The sequence below is a fragment of the Rhodococcus sp. OS5 genome, assembly GCF_056837585.1.
Genome location: NZ_CM166368.1, coordinates 3,751,395 through 3,771,310 on the forward strand (window position 1 = coordinate 3,751,395; position 19,916 = coordinate 3,771,310).

20 protein-coding genes and 1 riboswitch are annotated in these 19,916 nt (G+C 63.4%); of the genes, 12 read left to right on the forward strand and 8 right to left on the reverse strand.

What is annotated here, in order from left to right; translation table 11 throughout:
• Nucleotides 1–10: 10 nt before the first annotated feature.
• Nucleotides 11–189, reverse strand: a riboswitch (cyclic di-AMP (ydaO/yuaA leader).
• A gap of 521 nt (nucleotides 190–710) precedes the next feature.
• Nucleotides 711–2,471 (forward strand): DEDD exonuclease domain-containing protein, encoded by a 1,761-nt coding sequence (locus ACVZUB_RS17345; RefSeq protein ID WP_176741994.1) that lies wholly within the window; start codon nucleotides 711–713, stop codon nucleotides 2,469–2,471.
• 78 nt (nucleotides 2,472–2,549) lie between these two features.
• Nucleotides 2,550–2,825, forward strand: a complete 276-nt coding sequence (locus tag ACVZUB_RS17350) for an Lrp/AsnC family transcriptional regulator (RefSeq protein WP_003941677.1) — start codon at nucleotides 2,550–2,552, stop codon at nucleotides 2,823–2,825.
• An 8-nt stretch (nucleotides 2,826–2,833) separates the two neighbouring features.
• Here ACVZUB_RS17350 and trpD read toward each other — a convergent pair whose 3' ends face one another.
• Complete coding sequence (gene trpD / locus ACVZUB_RS17355; RefSeq protein ID WP_003941751.1) at nucleotides 2,834–3,925, reverse strand: anthranilate phosphoribosyltransferase; 1,092 nt, start codon at nucleotides 3,923–3,925, stop codon at nucleotides 2,834–2,836.
• A 139-nt stretch (nucleotides 3,926–4,064) separates the two neighbouring features.
• A complete protein-coding gene (locus ACVZUB_RS17360) occupies nucleotides 4,065–4,553 on the reverse strand; it encodes a hypothetical protein (protein WP_042453564.1) in 489 nt (162 codons plus the stop codon).
• A 127-nt stretch (nucleotides 4,554–4,680) separates the two neighbouring features.
• Here ACVZUB_RS17360 and ctaE point away from each other — a divergent pair, with 127 nt between their 5' ends.
• The 4 genes from ctaE to qcrB all read left to right on the forward strand — a co-directional run bounded on the left by ctaE (nucleotide 4,681) and on the right by qcrB (nucleotide 9,011).
• Nucleotides 4,681–5,292: an aa3-type cytochrome oxidase subunit III gene (gene ctaE, locus ACVZUB_RS17365; RefSeq protein ID WP_007730060.1), complete on the forward strand. Its 612-nt coding sequence runs from the start codon at nucleotides 4,681–4,683 to the stop codon at nucleotides 5,290–5,292.
• A gap of 64 nt (nucleotides 5,293–5,356) precedes the next feature.
• The gene (gene qcrC, locus ACVZUB_RS17370) at nucleotides 5,357–6,208 is read left to right on the forward strand and encodes a cytochrome bc1 complex diheme cytochrome c subunit (protein ID WP_003941682.1); all 852 of its coding nucleotides are present in this window, start codon (nucleotides 5,357–5,359) and stop codon (nucleotides 6,206–6,208) included.
• On the forward strand, nucleotides 6,205–7,347 hold the full coding sequence (qcrA, locus tag ACVZUB_RS17375; protein ID WP_007730058.1) for a cytochrome bc1 complex Rieske iron-sulfur subunit: 1,143 nt from the start codon (nucleotides 6,205–6,207) through the stop codon (nucleotides 7,345–7,347). The genes qcrC and qcrA overlap by 4 nt, the downstream gene beginning before the upstream one ends.
• 59 nt (nucleotides 7,348–7,406) lie before the next feature.
• Entirely contained in the window at nucleotides 7,407–9,011 is a 1,605-nt protein-coding gene (qcrB, locus tag ACVZUB_RS17380) for a cytochrome bc1 complex cytochrome b subunit (protein WP_007730057.1), read from the forward strand.
• A gap of 149 nt (nucleotides 9,012–9,160) precedes the next feature.
• Here the strand turns inward: qcrB and ACVZUB_RS17385 are convergent, their stop codons facing one another.
• On the reverse strand, nucleotides 9,161–9,457 hold the full coding sequence (locus tag ACVZUB_RS17385) for an antibiotic biosynthesis monooxygenase family protein (RefSeq protein ID WP_019748908.1): 297 nt from the start codon (nucleotides 9,455–9,457) through the stop codon (nucleotides 9,161–9,163).
• Between the two features lie 66 nt (nucleotides 9,458–9,523).
• Here ACVZUB_RS17385 and ACVZUB_RS17390 point away from each other — a divergent pair, with 66 nt between their 5' ends.
• The gene (locus tag ACVZUB_RS17390) at nucleotides 9,524–9,913 is read left to right on the forward strand and encodes a DUF3224 domain-containing protein (protein ID WP_063316159.1); all 390 of its coding nucleotides are present in this window, start codon (nucleotides 9,524–9,526) and stop codon (nucleotides 9,911–9,913) included.
• 109 nt (nucleotides 9,914–10,022) lie between these two features.
• Here the strand turns inward: ACVZUB_RS17390 and ACVZUB_RS17395 are convergent, their stop codons facing one another.
• Together ACVZUB_RS17395 and ctaC are read right to left on the reverse strand one after the other, a co-directional pair.
• Nucleotides 10,023–10,439, reverse strand: a complete 417-nt coding sequence (locus tag ACVZUB_RS17395; protein ID WP_003941723.1) for a cytochrome c oxidase subunit 4 — start codon at nucleotides 10,437–10,439, stop codon at nucleotides 10,023–10,025.
• Between the two features lie 39 nt (nucleotides 10,440–10,478).
• Nucleotides 10,479–11,543, reverse strand: coding sequence for an aa3-type cytochrome oxidase subunit II (gene ctaC / locus ACVZUB_RS17400; RefSeq protein WP_007730054.1), 1,065 nt, complete (start codon nucleotides 11,541–11,543; stop codon nucleotides 10,479–10,481).
• 319 nt (nucleotides 11,544–11,862) lie between these two features.
• Here ctaC and asnB point away from each other — a divergent pair, with 319 nt between their 5' ends.
• Nucleotides 11,863–13,788 (forward strand): asparagine synthase (glutamine-hydrolyzing), encoded by a 1,926-nt coding sequence (gene asnB / locus ACVZUB_RS17405; RefSeq protein WP_003941790.1) that lies wholly within the window; start codon nucleotides 11,863–11,865, stop codon nucleotides 13,786–13,788.
• Nucleotides 13,789–13,851: 63 nt separating this feature from the next.
• Here the strand turns inward: asnB and ACVZUB_RS17410 are convergent, their stop codons facing one another.
• From ACVZUB_RS17410 to ACVZUB_RS17420, 3 genes are all read right to left on the reverse strand, one after another.
• A complete protein-coding gene (locus ACVZUB_RS17410; protein WP_003941700.1) occupies nucleotides 13,852–14,829 on the reverse strand; it encodes a carbohydrate kinase family protein in 978 nt (325 codons plus the stop codon).
• Nucleotides 14,830–15,025: 196 nt separating this feature from the next.
• The gene (locus tag ACVZUB_RS17415) at nucleotides 15,026–15,376 is read right to left on the reverse strand and encodes a HesB/IscA family protein (protein WP_007730053.1); all 351 of its coding nucleotides are present in this window, start codon (nucleotides 15,374–15,376) and stop codon (nucleotides 15,026–15,028) included.
• A gap of 150 nt (nucleotides 15,377–15,526) precedes the next feature.
• Entirely contained in the window at nucleotides 15,527–16,594 is a 1,068-nt protein-coding gene (locus tag ACVZUB_RS17420; RefSeq protein WP_482627566.1) for a glycerate kinase family protein, read from the reverse strand.
• 134 nt (nucleotides 16,595–16,728) lie between these two features.
• Here ACVZUB_RS17420 and ACVZUB_RS17425 point away from each other — a divergent pair, with 134 nt between their 5' ends.
• Genes ACVZUB_RS17425 through ACVZUB_RS17440 form a run of 4 tightly spaced genes read left to right on the forward strand, consistent with a single transcriptional unit; the run spans nucleotide 16,729 to nucleotide 19,914 of the window.
• Nucleotides 16,729–17,385 carry a DUF3043 domain-containing protein gene (locus tag ACVZUB_RS17425; protein ID WP_007730051.1) on the forward strand — a complete coding sequence of 219 codons (657 nt, stop codon included), beginning with the start codon at nucleotides 16,729–16,731 and terminating at the stop codon, nucleotides 17,383–17,385.
• Nucleotides 17,386–17,387: 2 nt separating this feature from the next.
• A complete protein-coding gene (gene cobU / locus ACVZUB_RS17430) occupies nucleotides 17,388–17,975 on the forward strand; it encodes a bifunctional adenosylcobinamide kinase/adenosylcobinamide-phosphate guanylyltransferase (RefSeq protein WP_019748913.1) in 588 nt (195 codons plus the stop codon).
• Between the two features lie 23 nt (nucleotides 17,976–17,998).
• The gene (gene cobT / locus ACVZUB_RS17435) at nucleotides 17,999–19,144 is read left to right on the forward strand and encodes a nicotinate-nucleotide--dimethylbenzimidazole phosphoribosyltransferase (protein WP_047270132.1); all 1,146 of its coding nucleotides are present in this window, start codon (nucleotides 17,999–18,001) and stop codon (nucleotides 19,142–19,144) included.
• Between the two features lie 2 nt (nucleotides 19,145–19,146).
• Complete coding sequence (locus ACVZUB_RS17440; protein WP_083954682.1) at nucleotides 19,147–19,914, forward strand: adenosylcobinamide-GDP ribazoletransferase; 768 nt, start codon at nucleotides 19,147–19,149, stop codon at nucleotides 19,912–19,914.
• Nucleotides 19,915–19,916: the final 2 nt, after the last annotated feature.

Here is a 19,916-nt window from a genome sequence, read left to right on the forward strand (position 1 = left end):
GGGGTGCTCCATTTCTTCCATTCATCCGCCGACCGAGTTAGCTGACGGGTTCGGGCTGGGAAGATCAGCCCTACCCGCGTGGTCTGCAGCGATCCTGCGTGCTGCACCCCAGGCGGGATTCACCCCAGTGGAAACTTGGGTTCCCGGTTCGGGTTCCTCGCGGAGATCCCGATTAGGCGGTTCCTGACGATGCCGGTCCTGTTTGGTCCGGCAAGACTTCGTTAGGTCTCAGGAAGGTTACGAAATGATCGCGACGATGTCGACCGCTTCGTGACAATCGTGCCCGATTCGCCGGAAATCGTGGTGCCGCGCCCGCGATACGCCCGGCGGGTCACGGGGAGATAACAACAGGTCGGTTCGGCGACCCACTCCAGGCCGTCAAACCCGCGCCCGTTACCCACTGCCAAGGCTCACCAAACCCGACAATCCGATCTTCCATGCAGTTCAACGATGATTACTTGAAACTAGAACCTGTTCCGGTCACGGACGCGGTTTCAGCCGTCGACAGACGCACCGAAGACCCCTCGACTCGCCCTACTCACAAGTAGGCGCGCGTCCACATTCGCGAGTTCCCACCGCAAGTGTGATCCTCGTCTCTCCTACTTTTGTCGGGCGTTCATCCACCGATTTCGCAATGGAAGTCCGTGCGGGTCGGATTCCGTGTCTGCACTCTCGAATTCGTGTCGGGGGGTACTTCTACTGTCTGCGGTGTGAGTCCCGCCTCGGCCCGAGAATTTCCGTCTCCGCCCCCGTTCTCCGACGGGGAGAAGTTCGACGTCGGGCGGCAACTGAGCTTCGACGAACTGGACACACCGCTGAGCGAGACAACATTTGTCGTCGTCGACCTCGAGACCACAGGGGGCAGCGCCGACCAGGACTCCATCACCGAGATCGGCGCCGTCAAGATCCGCGGCGGCGAGGTACTGGGCGAAATGGCAACACTCGTCGACCCCGGCCGGTCGATTCCGCCCTACATAGTCGAACTGACCGGAATCACCACGGCCATGCTGATCGGCGCACCTCCCATCGAACGTGTCCTGCCTGCATTTCTCGAGTTCGCCGAGGGCGCGGTGCTGGTGGCACACAACGCGCCGTTCGACATCGGTTTCCTCAAAGCAGCGGCGTCACGCAGCGCGCGCCCGTGGCCCGCGTTCCGTGTCCTGTGCACCGTCAAACTCGCCCGGCGCGTACTCACACGCGACGAGGCACCTTCGGTGAAGCTCTCCGCACTCGCCCATCTCTTCCAAGTGACCACCCAGCCGACGCACCGGGCTCTCGACGACGCGCGTGCGACCGTCGACGTCCTCCACGGACTGATCGACAGGGTCGGAAACCAGGGTGTCCACAGTTACAGCGAACTAGTCGACTACCTGCCCAACATTTCCTCGCATCAACGGGCCAAACGGTCCTTCGCCGCAAACCTGCCGCGAAGCCCCGGTGTCTACCTTTTCCGCGGTCCTTCCGACGAAGCCCTCTACATAGGAACTGCTACCGACCTTCGACGCCGCGTCCGCAACTACTTCACCGGTTCGGAGACCCGCGGCCGGATGAAGGAAATGGTCGCGCTGGCCACCCGCGTGGACCATGTCGAGTGCGCGCACGCTCTCGAGGCCGGGGTGCGTGAACTACGACTGCTGAGCGCGCATGCGCCGCCGTACAACCGTCGCTCCAAGTTTCCCAAGCGAGGTTGGTGGATCACCCTCACCGACGAGGCGTTTCCGAGACTGTCCGTGGTTCGCACGCCCACGGCCGATTCGATCGGCCCGTTCACCTCTCGCGGCGACGCAGTCGACGTCGCCGACACCGTCGCAGAGTTCAGTCGTCTGCGCACGTGTACCAAGCGTCTCGGACGCGGCGCCGTTCACGGCCCTGACTGCCCCGCTCGCGAACTGGGGGCGTGTCCAGCCTCCTGGACCCCGGAAATCAACGCAGAGGACTACGCGGCCGCCCCTGAGGCCGTGCGTGGATTCTTCCGAGGAACCAACGACGCTCCCCTCCAACAGATGCAGGCCCGGATCGACGAGCTGTCCGCACACGCGTTGTTCGAGAATGCTGCTCGTCTGCGTGACCGAACGGTCGCAGTCGCCACCGCAGTGCGGCGCACTCAGCGACTCGCTGCAGTCGCGGCGATCGAACAACTCGTTCTCGCCCGCCCCACCGGAGACGGCGGCTGGGAGCTGTCGGTGATCCGGTCCGGGCGTCTCGCGTCCGCCGGGCTCGCCAGACGTGGGACTCACCCGATGCCCGTCGTCGACGCCATCACCGCGGCGGCCGAAACCGTCCTACCGGACGACGCCCCGTTCCGCGGCGCGTCACCCGAAGAACTGGGACTGATCGCAAGGTGGCTCTCGTCGGACGGTGTCCGAATCGTGTCGGCGACATCCGGATACGTCGAACCTGTGAGCGGCGCCGGCAAGTGGGAAGCCTGGTGCCGACTCGCCCGAGCCGGAACCGAATCCGAACATCGATGACGTAACGGCGGGGCGGCACCCCTAAGCTCGATCGAAACCACCGGGTCATCACAACCCGCAGGGAAATCGAGGAGAGAAATGATCAACGCCATCGTCATGATTCACGCCGAGTCCGCTCGGATCCCGGAAACCGCGCAGGCCGTCGCCGACCTGTCCGGAGTGACCGAGGTCTACTCGTGCGCAGGTGACGTCGATTTGATCGCCATCGTGAAAGTGCGTGACCACGCCCAGATCGCCGACGTGGTCACCGGAGGAATCAACAAGGTGCCCGGCGTTCTCCGAACCGCCACACACATTGCGTTCCAGTCATTCTCCAGCGCAGACGTCGAGGCCGGTTTCTCGCTGGGTGAATAGCCCCTCGATCAGGCTTGGTCGGCCAGCTCGGCGGTGAGCGCCGCCCACTTGTGAAGCAGTTCAGCGCCCGCGCCGCTGTCGATCGCGGCAGCGGCTGCAGTCATCCCGGCAGAGATCGCACTCTCGAGATCGTCGCCGACACCGTTGAATGCCGCGATGGCTGCTCCCGCGTTCAGCAGGACCGCGTCCCGGACCGGCCCCTTCTGCCCGGAAAGCAGCGTTCTGGCGACGGTGGCGTTGATTTCGGCGTCGCCTCCACGCAACTCTTCGAGAGGAACGCGGTCGATTCCGAGGTCACGCGGATCCAGCGTGACAGTTCGCACACTTCCACCGCCGACGATGTGAACCGTCGACGTCGTCGATGTGGTCAGTTCGTCCAGTCCGTCGTCTCCCCGTACCACCAACGCCGAATTGCCGCGCTGCGCAAGGACTCCCGCGACGACCGAGATCAGTTTCGGAAATGCGCACCCGATCAGCCCGGCACGCGGACGAGCCGGATTGGTCAGTGGACCGAGCACGTTGAATGCCGTCGGAATGCCGATTTCCTTGCGAGGCACCGCCGCAAAGCGCAGTGCGGGATGGAAGACCGGCGCGAAACAAAAGCCGATGCCGACCTCTTCGACACACCTCGCAACCTGCTCCGGCCCGAGGTTGATGCGAACGCCGAGCGCCTCGAGCACGTCGGCGCCACCGCTCTTGGACGAAGCAGCGCGGTTGCCGTGCTTGACAACTCGCACACCGGACGCGGCAACCACGATCGAGGCCATCGTCGAGATGTTCACCGTGTTGGAGCGGTCACCACCCGTGCCGACGATGTCGACGACGTCGGAATCGACCGGCACGCGCCTGGAGTGTTCGAGCATCGCGGCGGCGAGCCCTTCCAACTCCGCGGGGGTTTCGCCCTTCATCTTCAGACCGACCCCGAAAGCAGCGATCTGAGCGGAGGTGGCGTTGTCCGACATGATCTCGCCCATAGCCCAGCGACTGTCGGCTTCCGACAAGTCACTGCCGTCCGTGAGCAAACCGAGAATCATCGGCCAGGACCGCACCACTGCACTCGAATCGACGTTCACGGCGTTGGATGCGTCGGTGCCGGCCATAGTGCCTTGGTCCCCTGTCGTTCAAGTGGGCTGGATTTCGAGCTGTCGTTTCGAGCTGTCGTTTCGCGCTGCCATTTTGTGCTGCCGATGACCCTCGCAGCCTAGTCAGTGAGGTAACGAGGAAACCGAATAGGGCCGCTCAGGACTTTCTGCGACCGCGTTTGGGCGGCGCCTCCACAAGTATCGGGGGCTGGAGCGCGTCCCACCCGGCGACCGAACCACCGAGTCGCTGCGCCAGACCAGCCATTCGTGACCGCTCCTGGGAGCAATGCAGGGCGTCAAGCACCTGGACACGCTCGAAGACGACGCGAACCGAATTCTCGACCACCGGAGTCACGTCCTCGGGCCGACTCGAGCCTCGCACATATCCGTCCTGGGCGACGATGCTCTCGGCATCGGCTACCGAGCCCTCCGGGAGGTCGAGATGATGCCGCAGAACCACTTCGGACTCCGCCCTGAACTCCGGCTCGGTGGAGGCGGCACGTTCGAGAGCCGTCGAGCTCGCCTCGGCGTCGTCGAAGCCTTCGGCAACGACGACCAGATCCGACCGCCCTGCATCGAGCGGTGTCGGAATCTTCGTGCCGAAAATTCTCAGGAACCACGGTCTACTCTTGTGTGTAGCTGCCATCGCGCCAGCATATTCCGACCACGCCACCAGCGCGTTCGCCGCCCGATCCCGCGAACTCGAGCCGAGCGACGCGCCGATGGTGGACCCGAGTGGTCGTCTCTTACGACGAAGCGTCATACTTCTGTCTGTGACGAGCGCAGTAGGGACTTCAGGATCGGCAATCACCCAACGCGTGCACTCGCTGAACCGGCCGAATATGGTCAGCGTTGGCACCATCGTGTGGTTGTCAAGTGAGCTCATGTTCTTCGCAGGGCTCTTTGCCATGTACTTCGTGGCACGAGCTCAGGCGAACGGAAATTGGCCGCCGGAGCCAACCGAATTGAACCTGTATCTGGCCGTGCCGGTGACCTTGGTGCTTATCGCATCTTCGTTCACCTGCCAGATGGGTGTCTTCGCGGCTGAGCGTGGCGACGTCTTCGGACTTCGTCGCTGGTACACCATCACCTTGGTCATGGGGGCGTTCTTCGTCGCCGGCCAGGGTTACGAGTACTACCACCTCGTGCACGAGGGCACCACGATTTCGAGCAGCGTGTACGGCTCGGTGTTCTACATGACCACCGGCTTCCACGGTCTGCACGTCATCGGCGGTCTCATCGCCTTCGTCTTCTTGATCGCACGTACCCGGGTCAGCAAGTTCACGCCCGCCCAGGCCACCGCCGCGATCGTTGTTTCGTACTACTGGCACTTTGTCGACATCGTGTGGATCGCGCTGTTTGCCACGATTTATTTCATCCGTTAATCAGCTGTACGCCCCAGGCAGCCCCTGACGTCCAGTTCCGTCCCGACATACCAAAGGGATACAGATGAGTTCATCCCCCCCTCCCGCATCCGATAACTCAGCGAATGCCGCGAAGTCGCGTCGCCAGCGGAAAATCCGCCGGCGCGTCACTGGCGCGCTCGTATTGATGATGGGATTGATCAGCGCAGGTTTCCTCGCTTCGGCGTTGACACCAGCTCCGCAGGTTGCGACCGCCAGTGACGATTCAGCAGCCCTGATTCGTGAAGGCAAGCAGCTGTACGACACGTCATGCATCACGTGCCACGGCGCGAACTTGCAGGGCGTGCAGGACCGCGGTCCCAGCCTCATCGGCGTCGGCGAAGCAGCCGTGTACTTCCAGGTCTCCTCTGGTCGTATGCCGGCAGCTCGCAACGAGGCCCAGGCTGCACGCAAGGACCCCAAGTTCGATGCTGCGCAGACCGACGCCCTCGGCGCTTTCATCCAGGCCAACGGCGGCGGCCCGACGCTCATCCGCGACGAGAACGGCGAAATCGCCCAGTCCTCGCTGCGCGGTGGCGACGTCGGACGCGGCAGTGAGCTCTTCCGGCTCAACTGCGCGTCGTGCCACAACTTCACCGGCCGCGGTGGCGCACTGTCCTCGGGCAAGTACGCCCCGGTCCTGGATCCGGCCAGCGAGCAGCAGATCTACGCTGCCATGGTTACCGGTCCCCAGAACATGCCGAAGTTCTCGGATCGTCAGCTGACGATCGAGGAGAAGAAGGACATCATCGCCTACGTCAAGTCGTCGGGCGAGTCGAAGGACCCCGGTGGGTACGGGCTCGGTGGCCTCGGTCCGGCCTCTGAGGGTCTCGCCATGTGGGCCGTCGGAATCATCGCTGTCGTCGGTGCAGCATTGTGGATCGGAGCAAGGTCATGAGCGACGCTGGCCAGCATGGCGGCGATACGCCTAAGAAGTACACAGATGAAGAGCTCGACGCGATGTCACGCGACGACCTGGTCAAGCTGGGTACCAATCTCGATGGCGTCGATGTCGTCTACCGCCGTGATCGTTGGTCGGTAAAGGGCACCAGGGCGGAAAAGCGCGCCGAGCGCAACGTCGCCTTCTGGTTCGGCCTCGCCGGCGTTTCGGCGATCGCGTTCATCGCGATCTACCTGTTCTGGCCCTGGGAGTACGCAGGCGCCGGTGACGAGAACTACGGCAAGTACAGCCTGTACACCCCGTTGATCGGCTTGACCATGGGTCTGGCGATCCTCGGCGTCGGCATCGGTGCCGTTCAGTTCACGAAGAAGTTCATCCCCGAAGAGGTCTCGATCCAGGACCGCCACGACGGTGGTTCCACCGAGGTCGATCGTCGCACGATCGTCGCCGAGCTCGGCGACACCCTCGAGACGTCCACCCTCCCCCGCCGCAAGGCCATCAAGCGCAGCTTGATGTTCGGCGGCGGCGCACTCGGCGTCATGATGGTCATGCCCCTCGGCGGACTCATCAAGAACCCGTGGGCCAAGGGCGACGACTCACCTCTGTGGGTGTCCGGCTGGACCCCGAACTACCCGGGCGAGACCATCTACCTGCGTCGTGACACCGGCCGTCCCGAGGACATCGTCCTCGTTCGCCCGGAAGATCTCGATGCCGGTTCGATGGAAACGGTCTTCCCGTTCCGCGAGTCCGACCGTGGCGACGAGCACGCTCTGCTCGCAGCACTGCGCGGCATTCGTAACTCGGTGATGCTCATCCGCCTCCGCACGGAAGACACCGCGCGTGTCACCAAGCGTAAGGGCCAGGAAAGCTTCAACTACGGCGATTACTTCGCCTACTCGAAGATCTGCACCCACCTGGGTTGCCCCACCTCGCTCTACGAACAGCAGAGCAACCGTATTCTGTGCCCCTGCCACCAGTCGCAGTTCGACGCACTGACCTACGGCAAGCCGATCTTCGGTCCCGCTGCTCGCGCACTTCCGCAGTTGCCTATTACAGTGAACGAAGAGGGCTTCCTGGTCGCCGACGGTGACTTCATCGAAGCACTCGGCCCGGCATTTTGGGAGCGTCGACCGTGACCACAACAACAACCAAACCGTCCAAGATCAGCGCGGCAGCGGCTGGACAAGCGGAGGCTATGGACTCCCGCTACCACCTCGCCGCAGGCATGCGCCGGCAGATCAACAAGGTCTTCCCGACGCACTGGTCCTTCATGCTCGGCGAGATCGCGCTCTACAGCTTCGTGATCCTGCTGATCTCCGGTGTGTTCCTGACGCTGTTCTTCGATCCGTCGATGGCACACGTCGTCTACCAGGGCGCATACCAGCCGCTTCGCGGTGTCACGATGTCTCGCGCCTACGAGACGACCCTGAACATCTCCTTCGAGGTGCGCGGCGGTCTCTTCGTTCGCCAGATTCACCACTGGGCTGCACTGATGTTCGCGGCGTCGATCATCGTTCACCTCGCTCGCATCTTCTTCACCGGCGCCTTCCGTCGCCCACGTGAAGCGAACTGGGTCATCGGCTGCCTGCTGCTCATCCTGGCGATGTTCGAAGGCTTCTTCGGTTACACCATCCCCGACGACCTGCTCTCGGGCACCGGCCTCCGCGCCGCCTTCGGTGGTATCACGATGAGTATCCCGATCGTCGGTACCTGGATGCACTGGCTGATCTTCGACGGCGACTTCCCCGGCGACCTCATCATCCCGCGTCTCTACGTCGCTCACGTGCTGCTGTTCCCGGGCATCATCCTGGCTCTGATCGCCGGCCACCTCGCGTTGGTCTGGTACCAGAAGCACACGCAGTTCCCCGGCCCCGGCCGTACGGAACAGAACGTCGTCGGCGTCCGCATCCTCCCGGTCTTCGCGATGAAGGGTGGCGCGTTCTTCGCCATGACCTTCGGCGTGCTCGCACTGCTCGGTGGTCTGTTCCAGATCAACCCCGTGTGGAACATCGGTCCGTACAACCCGTCACAGGTCTCGGCAGGTTCCCAGCCCGATATCTACATGATGTGGACGGACGGCCTTGCTCGACTGTGGCCGGCGTGGGAGATCTACCTGTTCAACCGGTACACGATCCCTGCAGTGTTCGCCGTCGCCCTGATCATGGGCCTCGTCTTCGCACTGTTGATCGCGTACCCGTGGATCGAGAAGCGTCTCACCGGAGACGACGCTCACCACAACATCCTGCAGCGCCCGCGCGACGTGCCGGTCCGTACCGCTATCGGTGCGATGTCCATCGCGTTCTACCTGGTGCTCACGATCTCCTGCATCAACGACATCATCGCGTACCACCTGCACATCTCGCTGAACGCAATGACGTGGATCGGCCGTATCGGCATGGTCATCCTTCCGCCCATCGCGTACTTCGTGACGTACCGGTTCTGCATCGGCCTGCAGCGCAGTGACCGTGCAGTCCTCGAACACGGCATCGAGACCGGCATCATCAAGCGGATGCCGAACGGCCAGTACATCGAGATCCACCAGCCGCTCGGCCCCGTCGACGAGCACGGACACCCGATCCCGCTCGAGTACCAGGGTGCTGCTGTCCCGAAGAAGATGAACAAGCTCGGCCTCGCCGGCAAGCCCGGTAGCGGTAGCCTGATCACCGCTGACCCAGTCGAGGAGAGCGAGGCTCTCGAAGCCGCTCATCACGAAGCTGAGCACGAGCAGCTTCAGATCCTTCTGGACTACCAGAACCGAACCAACGGCAAGTCCGATGGTTCAAGTGGAGAACTCCACTAAGAACGTCAGTTGACCAGTGAGGCCCCGAACCGGATTCCGGTTCGGGGCCTCACTCGTTCTCTGAGCGATTCAGTATGGACAACCTCCAAGTGGGCACCACTCCCCCGGTCCGTCGTCTGAGCGCCGACAACAGCAGGCACTACGCTTTGCTAGACCTCGAGCACAGTCGAATAGTGCTCCACCGTCGGGAACGGCTCGTAGAAGTGATGGAGAAGTTCTCGCCACTTCTCGTATCCTGGCGACTTACGGAACCCGATGGTGTGTGACTCCACGTCTTCCCACTCGACCAGCAGGAGATATCGCTCCGGTGATTCCAGGCAGTGCGAGAGCCGCAGCCTGATGAATCCGGGAACCTCGGAGATGATGGTTCGGGCCACGTCGAATGCGGCCTCGAAACGCGCTGACTGCGACGGATCGACCTGCAGGACGGCATGTTCGAGAATCATCTACCGAGTGTTGCACGTTCTCGGGAGTCCCCTCGAGGCGTTGTCGCCTGGTGAGATACTCGGACCATGACATCCCATGCACGCGGCACCTTCGAGATCGATCTTCGCCCCGCCGATCCTGAGCTCTCCGGACGCGTCGGACGCTTCGAGTTCGACAAGACGTTCATCGGCGGCGTCGAAGGCACGTCGTCCGGACTGATGCTGTCCGCGGGCGATCCGACAGCCGGTGCAGCGGGCTATGTCGCTTTGGAGTTTGTCACGGGGCAGGTCGACGAAGCTGTGGGATCGTTCGCCCTGCAGCAGTTCGGTCAGATGATCGACGGAACGCAGAAGCTTCTGTACGAGATCGTGCCGGGGTCCGGAACCGGCGAGTTGAAGGGCATCTCAGGCACTCTCGAGCTGGAGGTCGTCGACGGTCTGCACCGCTACGACCTCGAATACTCGCTCCACGATTGACAGAGAGCGGTTGTTGACAGGCACCCTCCTACCACCGAAACGTACATAAACGACAACAGAGGCGCCGTACCCGGGTGGGTGCGGCGCCTCTGTTCGAGTGCGGGTGAAACTAGTGCTTCTCGGGTCCGGTGTAGTACTCGAACACCAGGCCTGCGGCTGCGGCGAGCACACAGACAACTGCGACTGCGATGAGCCACGGCTGGAAGTACGCCAGCGACACTGCCGCGAGTGCAGCAGCAGCGGCAAGCAGGATCGGCCAGAAGCTACCCGGGCTGAAGAAGCCCAGTTCTCCTGCACCATCCGAGATTTCAGCGTCGTCGTAGTCCTCGGGACGGGTGTCCAGACGACGGGCGACGAAGCGGAAGTAGGTACCCACGATGAGCGTCAGACCTGCAGACAGGACGATGGCCGTCAGTCCGGCCCACTCGATACCTGTGCGTGACAGAGCGGTGAACACTCCGTAGATGATCGCGACGAGAATGAAGAACATCGTCAGGATCTCGAAGAGCTTGGCTTCGATCTTCATATCAGCACTTGTCCTTGTTCAGTGAAGAGGCTGGCCGGCTCAGTTGCCTGCAGTGGCGACGGTTGCCTGACGGTACTCGCGGTCGGTGTTGAACGGCGTGGTCGACGTAGCCACCGGCGACTGACCGATTGCCTGCAGAGCCTCGGCGGTCGTCAGACCACCCTTGCCCTCCGCGTCACCCTTGCGCAGTTCGATGTACTTGGCGAAGTCCTCCGGCGAAACCGCACGAACCTCGAAGTTCATCATCGCGTGGAACGTGCCACACATTTCTGCACAACGCCCGACGAACGCGCCTTCCTTCTCGATCTCACTGATCTGGAAGATGTTGTCCGAGTGGTTCTCCTTGGGGTTCGGGAGAACGTCACGCTTGAACAGGAACTCGGGCACCCAGAATGCGTGGATGACGTCCGAGGAAGCGAGTTCGAACTGGATTCGCTTGCCGGTGGGCAGAACGAGGATCGGGATCTCCTGGCTGGAGCCGACGGTCTCGATCTTGTCGTAGTGCAGGTAGCTCAGGTCCTCGGTGCTGTTGCCGTGGATCGGGCCGGGAACTTCTTCGCCGTGATCGTTGACCGTGGAGCCCTCGGTCTTGGCAGCCTCTTCGGCCTCGACGTCGATTCCGTTGTACTTGGCGGAACCGTCACCGAACTCGATGGAGCGGTAGCCGAACTTCCAGTTCCACTGGAAGGCCGTGACGTCTACAACGACGTCAGGGTTGTCCGTCTTGTCCAGAACATGGTTCTGAACGATGACGGTGAAGTAGAAGAGAACCGCGATGATGACGAAGGGAACTGCCGTGTAACCGAGTTCGAGCGGCACGTTGTATGCCGTCTGACGCGGGAATTCCGGCGAGTCCTTCTTCTTACGGTGGAAGATGACGGCCCAGAAGACCAACCCCCACACCAGCACACCCATGACGAGGGCGGCTACAACCGACCACGTCCACAGCTCACGCATGCGCGTCGCCTCCGGGGTGATGCCCGAAGGCCACCCGAAACGAAGCACTTCGTTGTCGATGGAGCAACCCGACAGCAGCAAGGCAGCAATGCCCAGAGATACTGCCAGCCCCGCTCGCCGAAGGATCCGACCTTGCGCCACGTTCACGCCTTCCTGATCGCCACAAAATTCAACTAGGGCATGCCCGGAGGGAAGGCCCAATTACTACGCAGCGTAGACCAAAGCCGGGCGCTATCCATCCTCGGGTCCTCGCCCGTGTCGCGGCGGACGTCACACAGCTCTCTCAGGTGCTGCTCAGGAACGGCTCAGGTCGTTTCGGCGACGCACATCACGTCGATTCGTTCCGCCGCGATCGGCAGGGACGTCGATCTGCGGCATACTTTCGTCAAGAGTTCGTTGACCTCTCCCCGACACTCGTGTCCGGGAGCCTTCTGTACAAAAATTCTGAATCGAGGAACCGGACGCTGTGTGTGGACTGCTCGGGCTACTGACATCTGGCGGAACCAGCGAGGACGCCGTCTCGCGGGTCGACCAGGCGATGCATTGCCTTCGTCACCGCGGGCCGGACGAACACGGGACGTGGAACGACGATCACCTCGTCTTCGGGTTCAACCGCCTGGCGATCATCGACATCGCTCATTCCCACCAGCCGCTGCGTTGGGGCCCACCGGAGAACCCGGAGCGTTATGCGCTCACGTTCAACGGCGAGATCTACAACTACTTGGAGATCCGCGCCGAACTGGTCAAGGACCACGACGCCAAGTTCTTCACCGAGGGCGACTCCGAGGCCATCGTCGCTGCATTCCACTACTGGGGTGAGGACGCGGTCCGGCGCCTGCGCGGAATGTTCGCGTTCGCGATCTGGGACACCGACACACGCGAGCTGTTCATCGCGCGCGATCCGTTCGGGATCAAGCCGCTGTTCATCGCGACCGGCGCCGGCGGCACCGCGTTCGGCAGCGAGAAGAAGAGCCTGCTCGAACTCACCGATCTGATCGGCATCGGTACCGAGCTGGATCCGCGTGCCATCGAGCACTACACCGTTCTGCAGTACGTACCGGAGCCGGAAACACTGCACAAGCAGATCCGCCGCCTGGAGTCGGGCAGCTTCGCTCGGGTGCGTCCGGGCGAGGAGCCCACGTTCACGCGGTATTTCACGCCGAAGTTCCCGGCCAAGCCTTTTGCACCTGGCACCGAGAAGGCGCGCTACCAGGAAATCGCCGAGGCACTCGAGGATTCGGTCGCCAAGCACATGCGTGCCGACGTCACCGTCGGTTCGTTCCTGTCCGGCGGTATCGACTCCACGGCGATCGCGGCGCTGGCGATGCGCCACAACCCCAACCTGATCACCTTCACGACCGGTTTCGAACGTGAGGGCTATTCCGAGGTCGACGTCGCTGCAGAATCTGCCGCAGCGATCGGCGCGAAGCACGTCGTCAAGGTGGTCTCCCCCGCCGAGTTCGCCGCTGCCATTCCCGAGATCGTCTGGTACCTCGACGACCCGGTAGCCGATCCGGCATTGATTCCGCTGTGGTTCATCGCGAAGGAAGCGCGCAAGCACGTCAAGGTCGTGCTGTCCGGCGAGGGTGCCGACGAGCTGTTCGGCGGCTACACGATCTACCGTGAGCCGTTGTCGCTCAAGCCTTTCGAGTACCTCCCCAAGGGATTGCGTCGAGCTGCAGGCAAGTTGTCCGAACGCATCCCGGACGGCACTCGTGGCAAGAGTCTGCTCAACCGCGGTTCCTTGACGCTCGAGGAGCGCTACTACGGAAATGCTCGTAGCTTCAACGACGCTCAGCTCCGCGCCGTCCTGCGCGATTTCCGCCCGGAGTGGACTCACCAGGACGTCACTGCGCCGATCTACGCGCAGTCACGGGACTGGGATCCGGTTGCGCGGATGCAGCATCTCGACCTGTTCACCTGGCTGCGCGGCGACATCCTCGTCAAGGCAGACAAGATGACGATGGCCAACTCGCTGGAACTGCGTGTGCCGTTCCTCGATCCCGAGGTCTTCGACGTCGCGTCACGCGTACCGCTCGATCAGAAGATCACGAAAGACACGACCAAGTACGCACTGCGCCAGGCCCTGGAAGGCATTGTGCCGCACCATGTTCTGCACCGTGCGAAGCTCGGATTCCCGGTTCCCCTGCGCCATTGGCTGCGCGGCACCGAACTCTTCGACTGGGCACATCTGCAGATCGAGGAGTCGGGAACCGACCACATCTTCGACAAGCAGGCCGTCGTGAAGATGCTCAACGATCACCGCGAGGGCGTGTCCGACCACAGCCGACGCCTCTGGACCGTCCTGACCTTCATGGTCTGGCACGGAATCTTCGTGGAGAAGCGCATCGTGCCGCAGATCCAGGAACCGGTGTACCCGGTCAATATCTAGGCCTTCGGCCCCGTGAGCGGTTAGGGAGTCTCCGAACTCCTCAACCACTCACGGGGCGGAGCCCTACTTCGGCAGGATCGTCGCGATCTCGTCCGCTGCCGCGCTGCCGTATGCGTCGGTAAGGCGCTTGAGTGCCTCGTCGCGATTGAACACCCACTCCTGCGTTCCCACGGTCTCGAGAATCAACACAGCGACCAAAGATCCCAACTGTGCAGCACGCTCGAAGCTCAGACCGGCGCCGTGTGCGAGCAGGAACCCGGCGCGGAAGCCGTCGCCAACGCCCGTCGGATCCACCTTGCCGGTCTCGGGCACTACGTCGACGCGCACCCAATTACCTTCGGCGTCAACAATTTCCACACCCTTGGAGCCGAGGGTGGTGACACGGATGCCGACCTGCGCGCGGATCTCTTCCTCGCTCAGACCAGTCTTCTGCTGAAGAAGACCCCACTCGTACTCGTTGGTGAACAAGTACTTCGCGCCGTGAATGAGCGCCTTGGCCTCGTCACCGGACAGGCGGGCAAGCTGCTGCGACGGATCCGCTGCGAACGGAATCCCGAGCAGACGGCATTCGTCGGTGTGGCGAACCATGGCCTCGGGGTCGTTGGCGCCGATCAGCACCAACTCGACTGCGCCCGCAGTCTTGGCCACTGCCGCGAGTTCGATCTCGCGAGCCTCGCTCATCGCACCGGGGTAGAACGACGCGATCTGCGCCATGTCCTCGTCGGTGGTGCACACGAAACGCGCCGTATGTGCCTTGTCCGAGATACGGACCGCGCTGCAGTCGACGCCGTTGTCCTCGAGCCACGTGCGGTACTCGGCAAAGTCGGCACCGACTGCGCCGACGAGTAGCGGGGACCCACCGAGCACGCCCATGGCGTAAGCGATGTTGCCGCCGACACCACCGCGGCGAATCACGAGATCGTCGACCAGGAAACTCAGCGAAACGTGGGCGAGCTGATCGGCGAGGAGCTGATCGGCGAAGCGGCCGGGGAAGCGCATCAAGTGGTCGGTGGCGATGGAACCGGTTACCGCAATAGTCACGGATCGTGGCCTTTCAGCGAAGTGAGTACAAGAATGAAAGAGGAGCAAAAGTTCACGTTACCGCCCGTAGCGCCGTCATCGGCGCCCGAGCTGTCGGATCGGAACGGTCTACGTACGAGTCACCACAAACAACTGACGCGAAACCGAATGTCGGTTCCGCGTCAGTTGTTCGTGAATTGAGTTGTGATCGACAGACTCAGTTGAACGAGTCACCGCAGGCGCAGGAGCCTGTTGCATTGGGGTTGTCGATCGAGAAGCCCTGCTGCTCGATGGTGTCGAGGAAGTCGATGGACGCACCTTCGACGTACGGCGCGCTCATCCGGTCGACAACCAGGTTGACGCCGTTGAAGTCGACAGTGAGGTCACCGTCGAGCGTGCGGTCGTCGAAGAACAGCTGGTACTTCAGTCCGGCACAGCCGCCGGGCTGCACTGCAATACGCAGCGCGAGGTCGTCGCGACCCTCCTGATCGAAGAGTGCCTTCGCCTTGGCGGACGCGGCCTCGGTCATCTTGACGCCGTGGGTGGCGGTCTCGTTCTGCACAGTCATGGGCTCTCCCTAATGTTCGTACCAACCCGTGAACGCTTCAACGGTACGCCGCTGCCGACTTATTCCCGCCAGTCCTTTACCGGGTGCGATTCGTCTTCATCCTATCCGGTCTTCCCGACACGGCAACGGCGCGTCGACGCTTGTGGATCCTCAGCTCCGGACGCCGCGCCAGAAGTTCCACTCGCGCGCCGTGTGTTCGGCGAGTCCCTCGAGACACGCCGACGCTTCCTCCATCGCACGTTCCACCGACCCGGCGAAATCCGTCACCGACTTCGCCGCGACTATCGAGGTCGACGCATAGTCCGCCTCGTCGAGCGTCACCTGGCCGGCAAAGACGAGCGTCGGAACGCCGTGCGCTGCCCCCGCCGAAGCGAGCGTTGTGACGAGTTTGCCGCGCAGAGATTGGTGGTCGAACTTGCCTTCGCCTGTGATCACCAGGTCAGCGGAAGCCAGTAGCGCGGCCTGTCCGGTGCGATCCGCGACGACGTCGGCCCCGGATCGCCGCTGTGCACCGAGCGCAAAGAGCGCGGCACCGATACCACCCGCGGCGCCGGCACCCGGAAAATCCGACACTCGTTTTCCGGTGGCGGACTCCAACTGTTCGGCCCATCTCGCGTTCCGCGCTTCGAGGACAGCGACGGCTTCGGCGTCGGCGCCCTTTTGCGGGCCGAACACCGCTGCCGCACCGTGCTCGCCGAGAAGTACGTGTTCTACGTCGGTGGCGGCGACCAACTGAGTGCCTGCCGTAGCCGCCGCTGCAACCTCCAGGCCGCCCAGCGCCTCCACCAGTCCACGTCCCCCGTCGGTGCAGCAACTCCCACCGAGTCCGACGACAACCGTCTTCACGCCTGCCTCGAGCGCGACAGCGATCAGCTCTCCCACACCGAGACTGTGCGCGGCGAGTGCAGTGTCCCGCGTCGGCGGACCTCCGAGCAGGCCGAGCCCGACGGCCTCGGCGGACTCGATGTATGCCGTGTCCGAATCGAACAGCCACGCGGCGTCGACGGCGGCGGTCAAAGGCCCGGACACCCGTGCAGTCCGGATGTCGCCCCCGGCCGTGGCCAAGACGTCGACGAATCCCGGACCACCGTCGGATTGTGGCGCGGTGACGACGTCGTCTTCGGGTCGGCCACGTCGCCAACCGGCAGAAATGGATTCGGCCGCTTCGACGGCCGTCAACGTCACACCGAACGAATCTGGAGCAACTATTACCCGCATAGACGAAGTCTAAGAGTCCCGAATGACCCCGATGTTTCACGATCTCGCGCGTTTCAGTGCCTCGGGCGATCGGGTTTTTCAGAAAGACCGAGGTCGGTTTCCCAGACCGTGCACTTATCCAATAGCCTGGAGGTGTGAAATTGCTACGCCGCGGTGACTCAGACAACTCCGACAAACGTGACGTCGAGGGCACTGAGGCATCCTCGGCCTCCGAAGAGGCGCCCATCGAGCAGGTGGGCAAGGGCCGCCCCACACCCAAGCGTCGTGACGCCGAGGCGAAGAGGCGTGGCCCCGTTGCCCCTGCCCCGCTGACCGCGAAGGAAGCCCGCGCCCGCCGTAAGGCGACCCGCGGCTCCAAGGAGGACCGCAAGGCCGAAGCCGCCGAGCGTCGCGCATCGTCGGCAGACCGCCGCGCCCGCATGCTCGCCGGCGAGGACAAGTACCTGCTCCCCCGCGACAAGGGACCGGTTCGCGCCTACGTCCGTGATTTCATCGACGCTCGCCGCAACCTCGTCGGGCTGTTCATGCCGCTCGCATTGATCCTCATCATGACGATGTTCGTCACGCCCGCGCTCCAGCAGATCGTCACGCTGGCAATGCTCGTGATGATGCTCTTCATGGTCGGTGAAGGCATCTGGCTCGGTCGCATGATCAACAACCGCGTCGCCGAGCGCTTCCCCGACAGCACCGACGGCGGATTCAAGCTCGGCTGGTACGCGTTCGTTCGCGCGTCGCAGATCCGTAAGCTGCGCGCACCGAAGCCTCGTGTGGGGCCGGGCGACGCAATCTGAGCGTGACGAACACGTATAGAACTTTAGTCCTCGGCGGCGCGCGGTCTGGTAAGTCCGCGCACGCCGAGGATTTGGTTTGTGCAGGCCACTTACCCGAAAGTTCGGCACCGATCCGGTACCTGGCGACAGCCAGACGTGATGTCTCCGACGCAGACTGGGAGAGCCGGATCGACCAGCACCGCAACAGACGGCCTTCTCATTGGTCGACTGTCGAAACCGCAGCTGCCGGTGACCTCGCGGCGCAGCTCGAAAGCGATTCACACACAGCGACGTTGGTCGACGATCTGGGAACGTGGCTGACCGCGGAACTCGATCGGCAAGGCGCCTGGGACGCACCGCGCGGCACCGTCACGCCCGCGGCGGACAGCCTGGTCGCCAGTGTCGAGAACTACCGCGGACACCTGGTGCTGGTCAGCCCCGAAGTGGGTTTGGCCGTCATCCCCGAGACGCGGTCCGGACGATTGTTCCGCGACGAGATCGGCACTCTCAACGCTCGTATCGCCGCGGTGTGCGATCGTGTCGTACTAGTGGTTGCAGGGTTACCGCTCATCTTGAAAGATACTGCTGCACAACCGGAAGGCACGATGTGAGTACCGAGGCCAATCCAGGGGCCATTTCAGGGGCGAATCCAGATGCCAACCCTGACGTCGCGCCAGTCAGTAGCGCCGACTTCGAACCCGTCACCCCGCCCGACCGCGAGGTGCGAGCGCAGGCCGATGCGCGTCAGCGTGATCTGACCAAGCCGGCCGGTTCGCTGGGCCGACTGGAGGCTCTCGCCGGCTGGGCATCAGCCTGCCAAGGAGTTTGTCCCCCACACGCTTTCGCTCGGCCTCGCGTCGTCGTGTTCGCGGGTGATCACGGAATCGCCCGCAACGGCGTCTCCGCCTATCCGCCGGAAGTGACCGCACAGATGGTCGCCAACTTCCTCGGGGGCGGCGCGGCAGTCAACGTCCTCGCCGAGGTTGCCGGCGCCACGGTACGCGTCGTCGACATCGCAGTGGACGGCGATACCGATCCGTCCGTCTCGAACCACAAGGTGCGCAGGTCTTCCGGGTCCATCGACCGCGAAGACGCCATGTCGAACGAGGAAACCCTTCAGGCCATCGCCGCCGGCCGAGCGATCGCGGACGAGGAAATCGACGGGGGCGCAGATCTTCTCATCGCCGGCGACATGGGCATCGGCAATACGACGCCCGCAACCGTACTCATCGCCGCACTCACGGACAGTGAACCCGTCGCGGTCGTGGGTCGAGGTACCGGTATCGACGACGCCGGATGGATCCGCAAGACCGCAGCGATTCGCGACGCTCTCCGGCGTGCCCGTCCGCACGTTCGCGACACAGTCGCGCTGCTGCGCACGTCTTCGGGTGCCGACCTCGCCGCGATGGCCGGCTTTCTGGCCCAGGCAGCTTCGCGTCGCACGCCGGTGATCCTCGACGGCGTAGTGGTCACCGCAGCCGCCATGGTTGCCGACGAACTGGCTTTCGGCGCACGTGAATGGTGGGTCGCCGGACACCGCTCCACCGAACCCGCCCACACCATCGCATTGACCCGCATGGGTCTCGACCCGATCGTCGAGTTCGACATGCGTCTCGGTGAAGGTTCAGGCGCAGTCACAGCGCTCCCGATTCTTCAGGGCGCAGTGGCAATCCTGGGCAAGATGGCGACATTCTCCGAAGCCGGTGTCAGCACTCAGGGCAGCGCACCTGTCGACGAACCCGAGTCGATCGACCTGACCAAGACCGATACGGCGGAGTGAGCGTGGCGGGCCCGCTGTCCGGAGTGCCACTGGCCTTCTCGTGGCTGACGGTCCTTCCGGTTCGTGGTCCCTCCGACATCGACCGAACTGCCGGCCGTCGCGCCATCGCGGCAGCTCCGCTCACCGGGATCGCTCTCGGCATTGCCGCGACGTTTCTGCTCTGGAGCACAACCAGTGTCGGCCTGAATCCCTATCTCGCAGGCTTGCTGACGGTAGGTGCGCTCGCTCTCGGGACACGCGGGATGCACGTGGACGGACTGGCAGACTCCGTCGACGGACTGGGTTGTTACGGTCCACCGGAGCGCGCCCGCGAGGTCATGCACAGCGGCGGTGCCGGACCGTTCGGGGTCGCGGCGCTGTTCATCTTCCTTGGGCTGCAATCGGTCTCCTTCGGCGTCCTCGCTGTTGCCGACTCCCCCACGCAGTGGATCGCCGTTCTCGTATCTGTCGCTGCGGGTCGTGTGGCCGTCGTTTTTGCCTGCCGCCGAGGTATTCTCGCGTCTGGCCCGAGCGGATTCGGTGCGCTCGTCGCCGATTCACAACCGTTGTGGGCCGCAATCGTGTGGTCGGTTCCGCTGATCGCCGCTTCCGGCTTTGCCACCGACCGGTGGTGGCTCGGCCCTCTCGTGACCGCGTCGGCGCTGGTGATCAGTGTGCTGTGCGTGCGTCACTGCGTCCGTAGATTCGGCGGACTCAACGGAGACGTTCTCGGATTCGCACTCGAACTCACTGTGACGCTTACGGCCGTCGGCCTCACTCTCGGACTGTGATC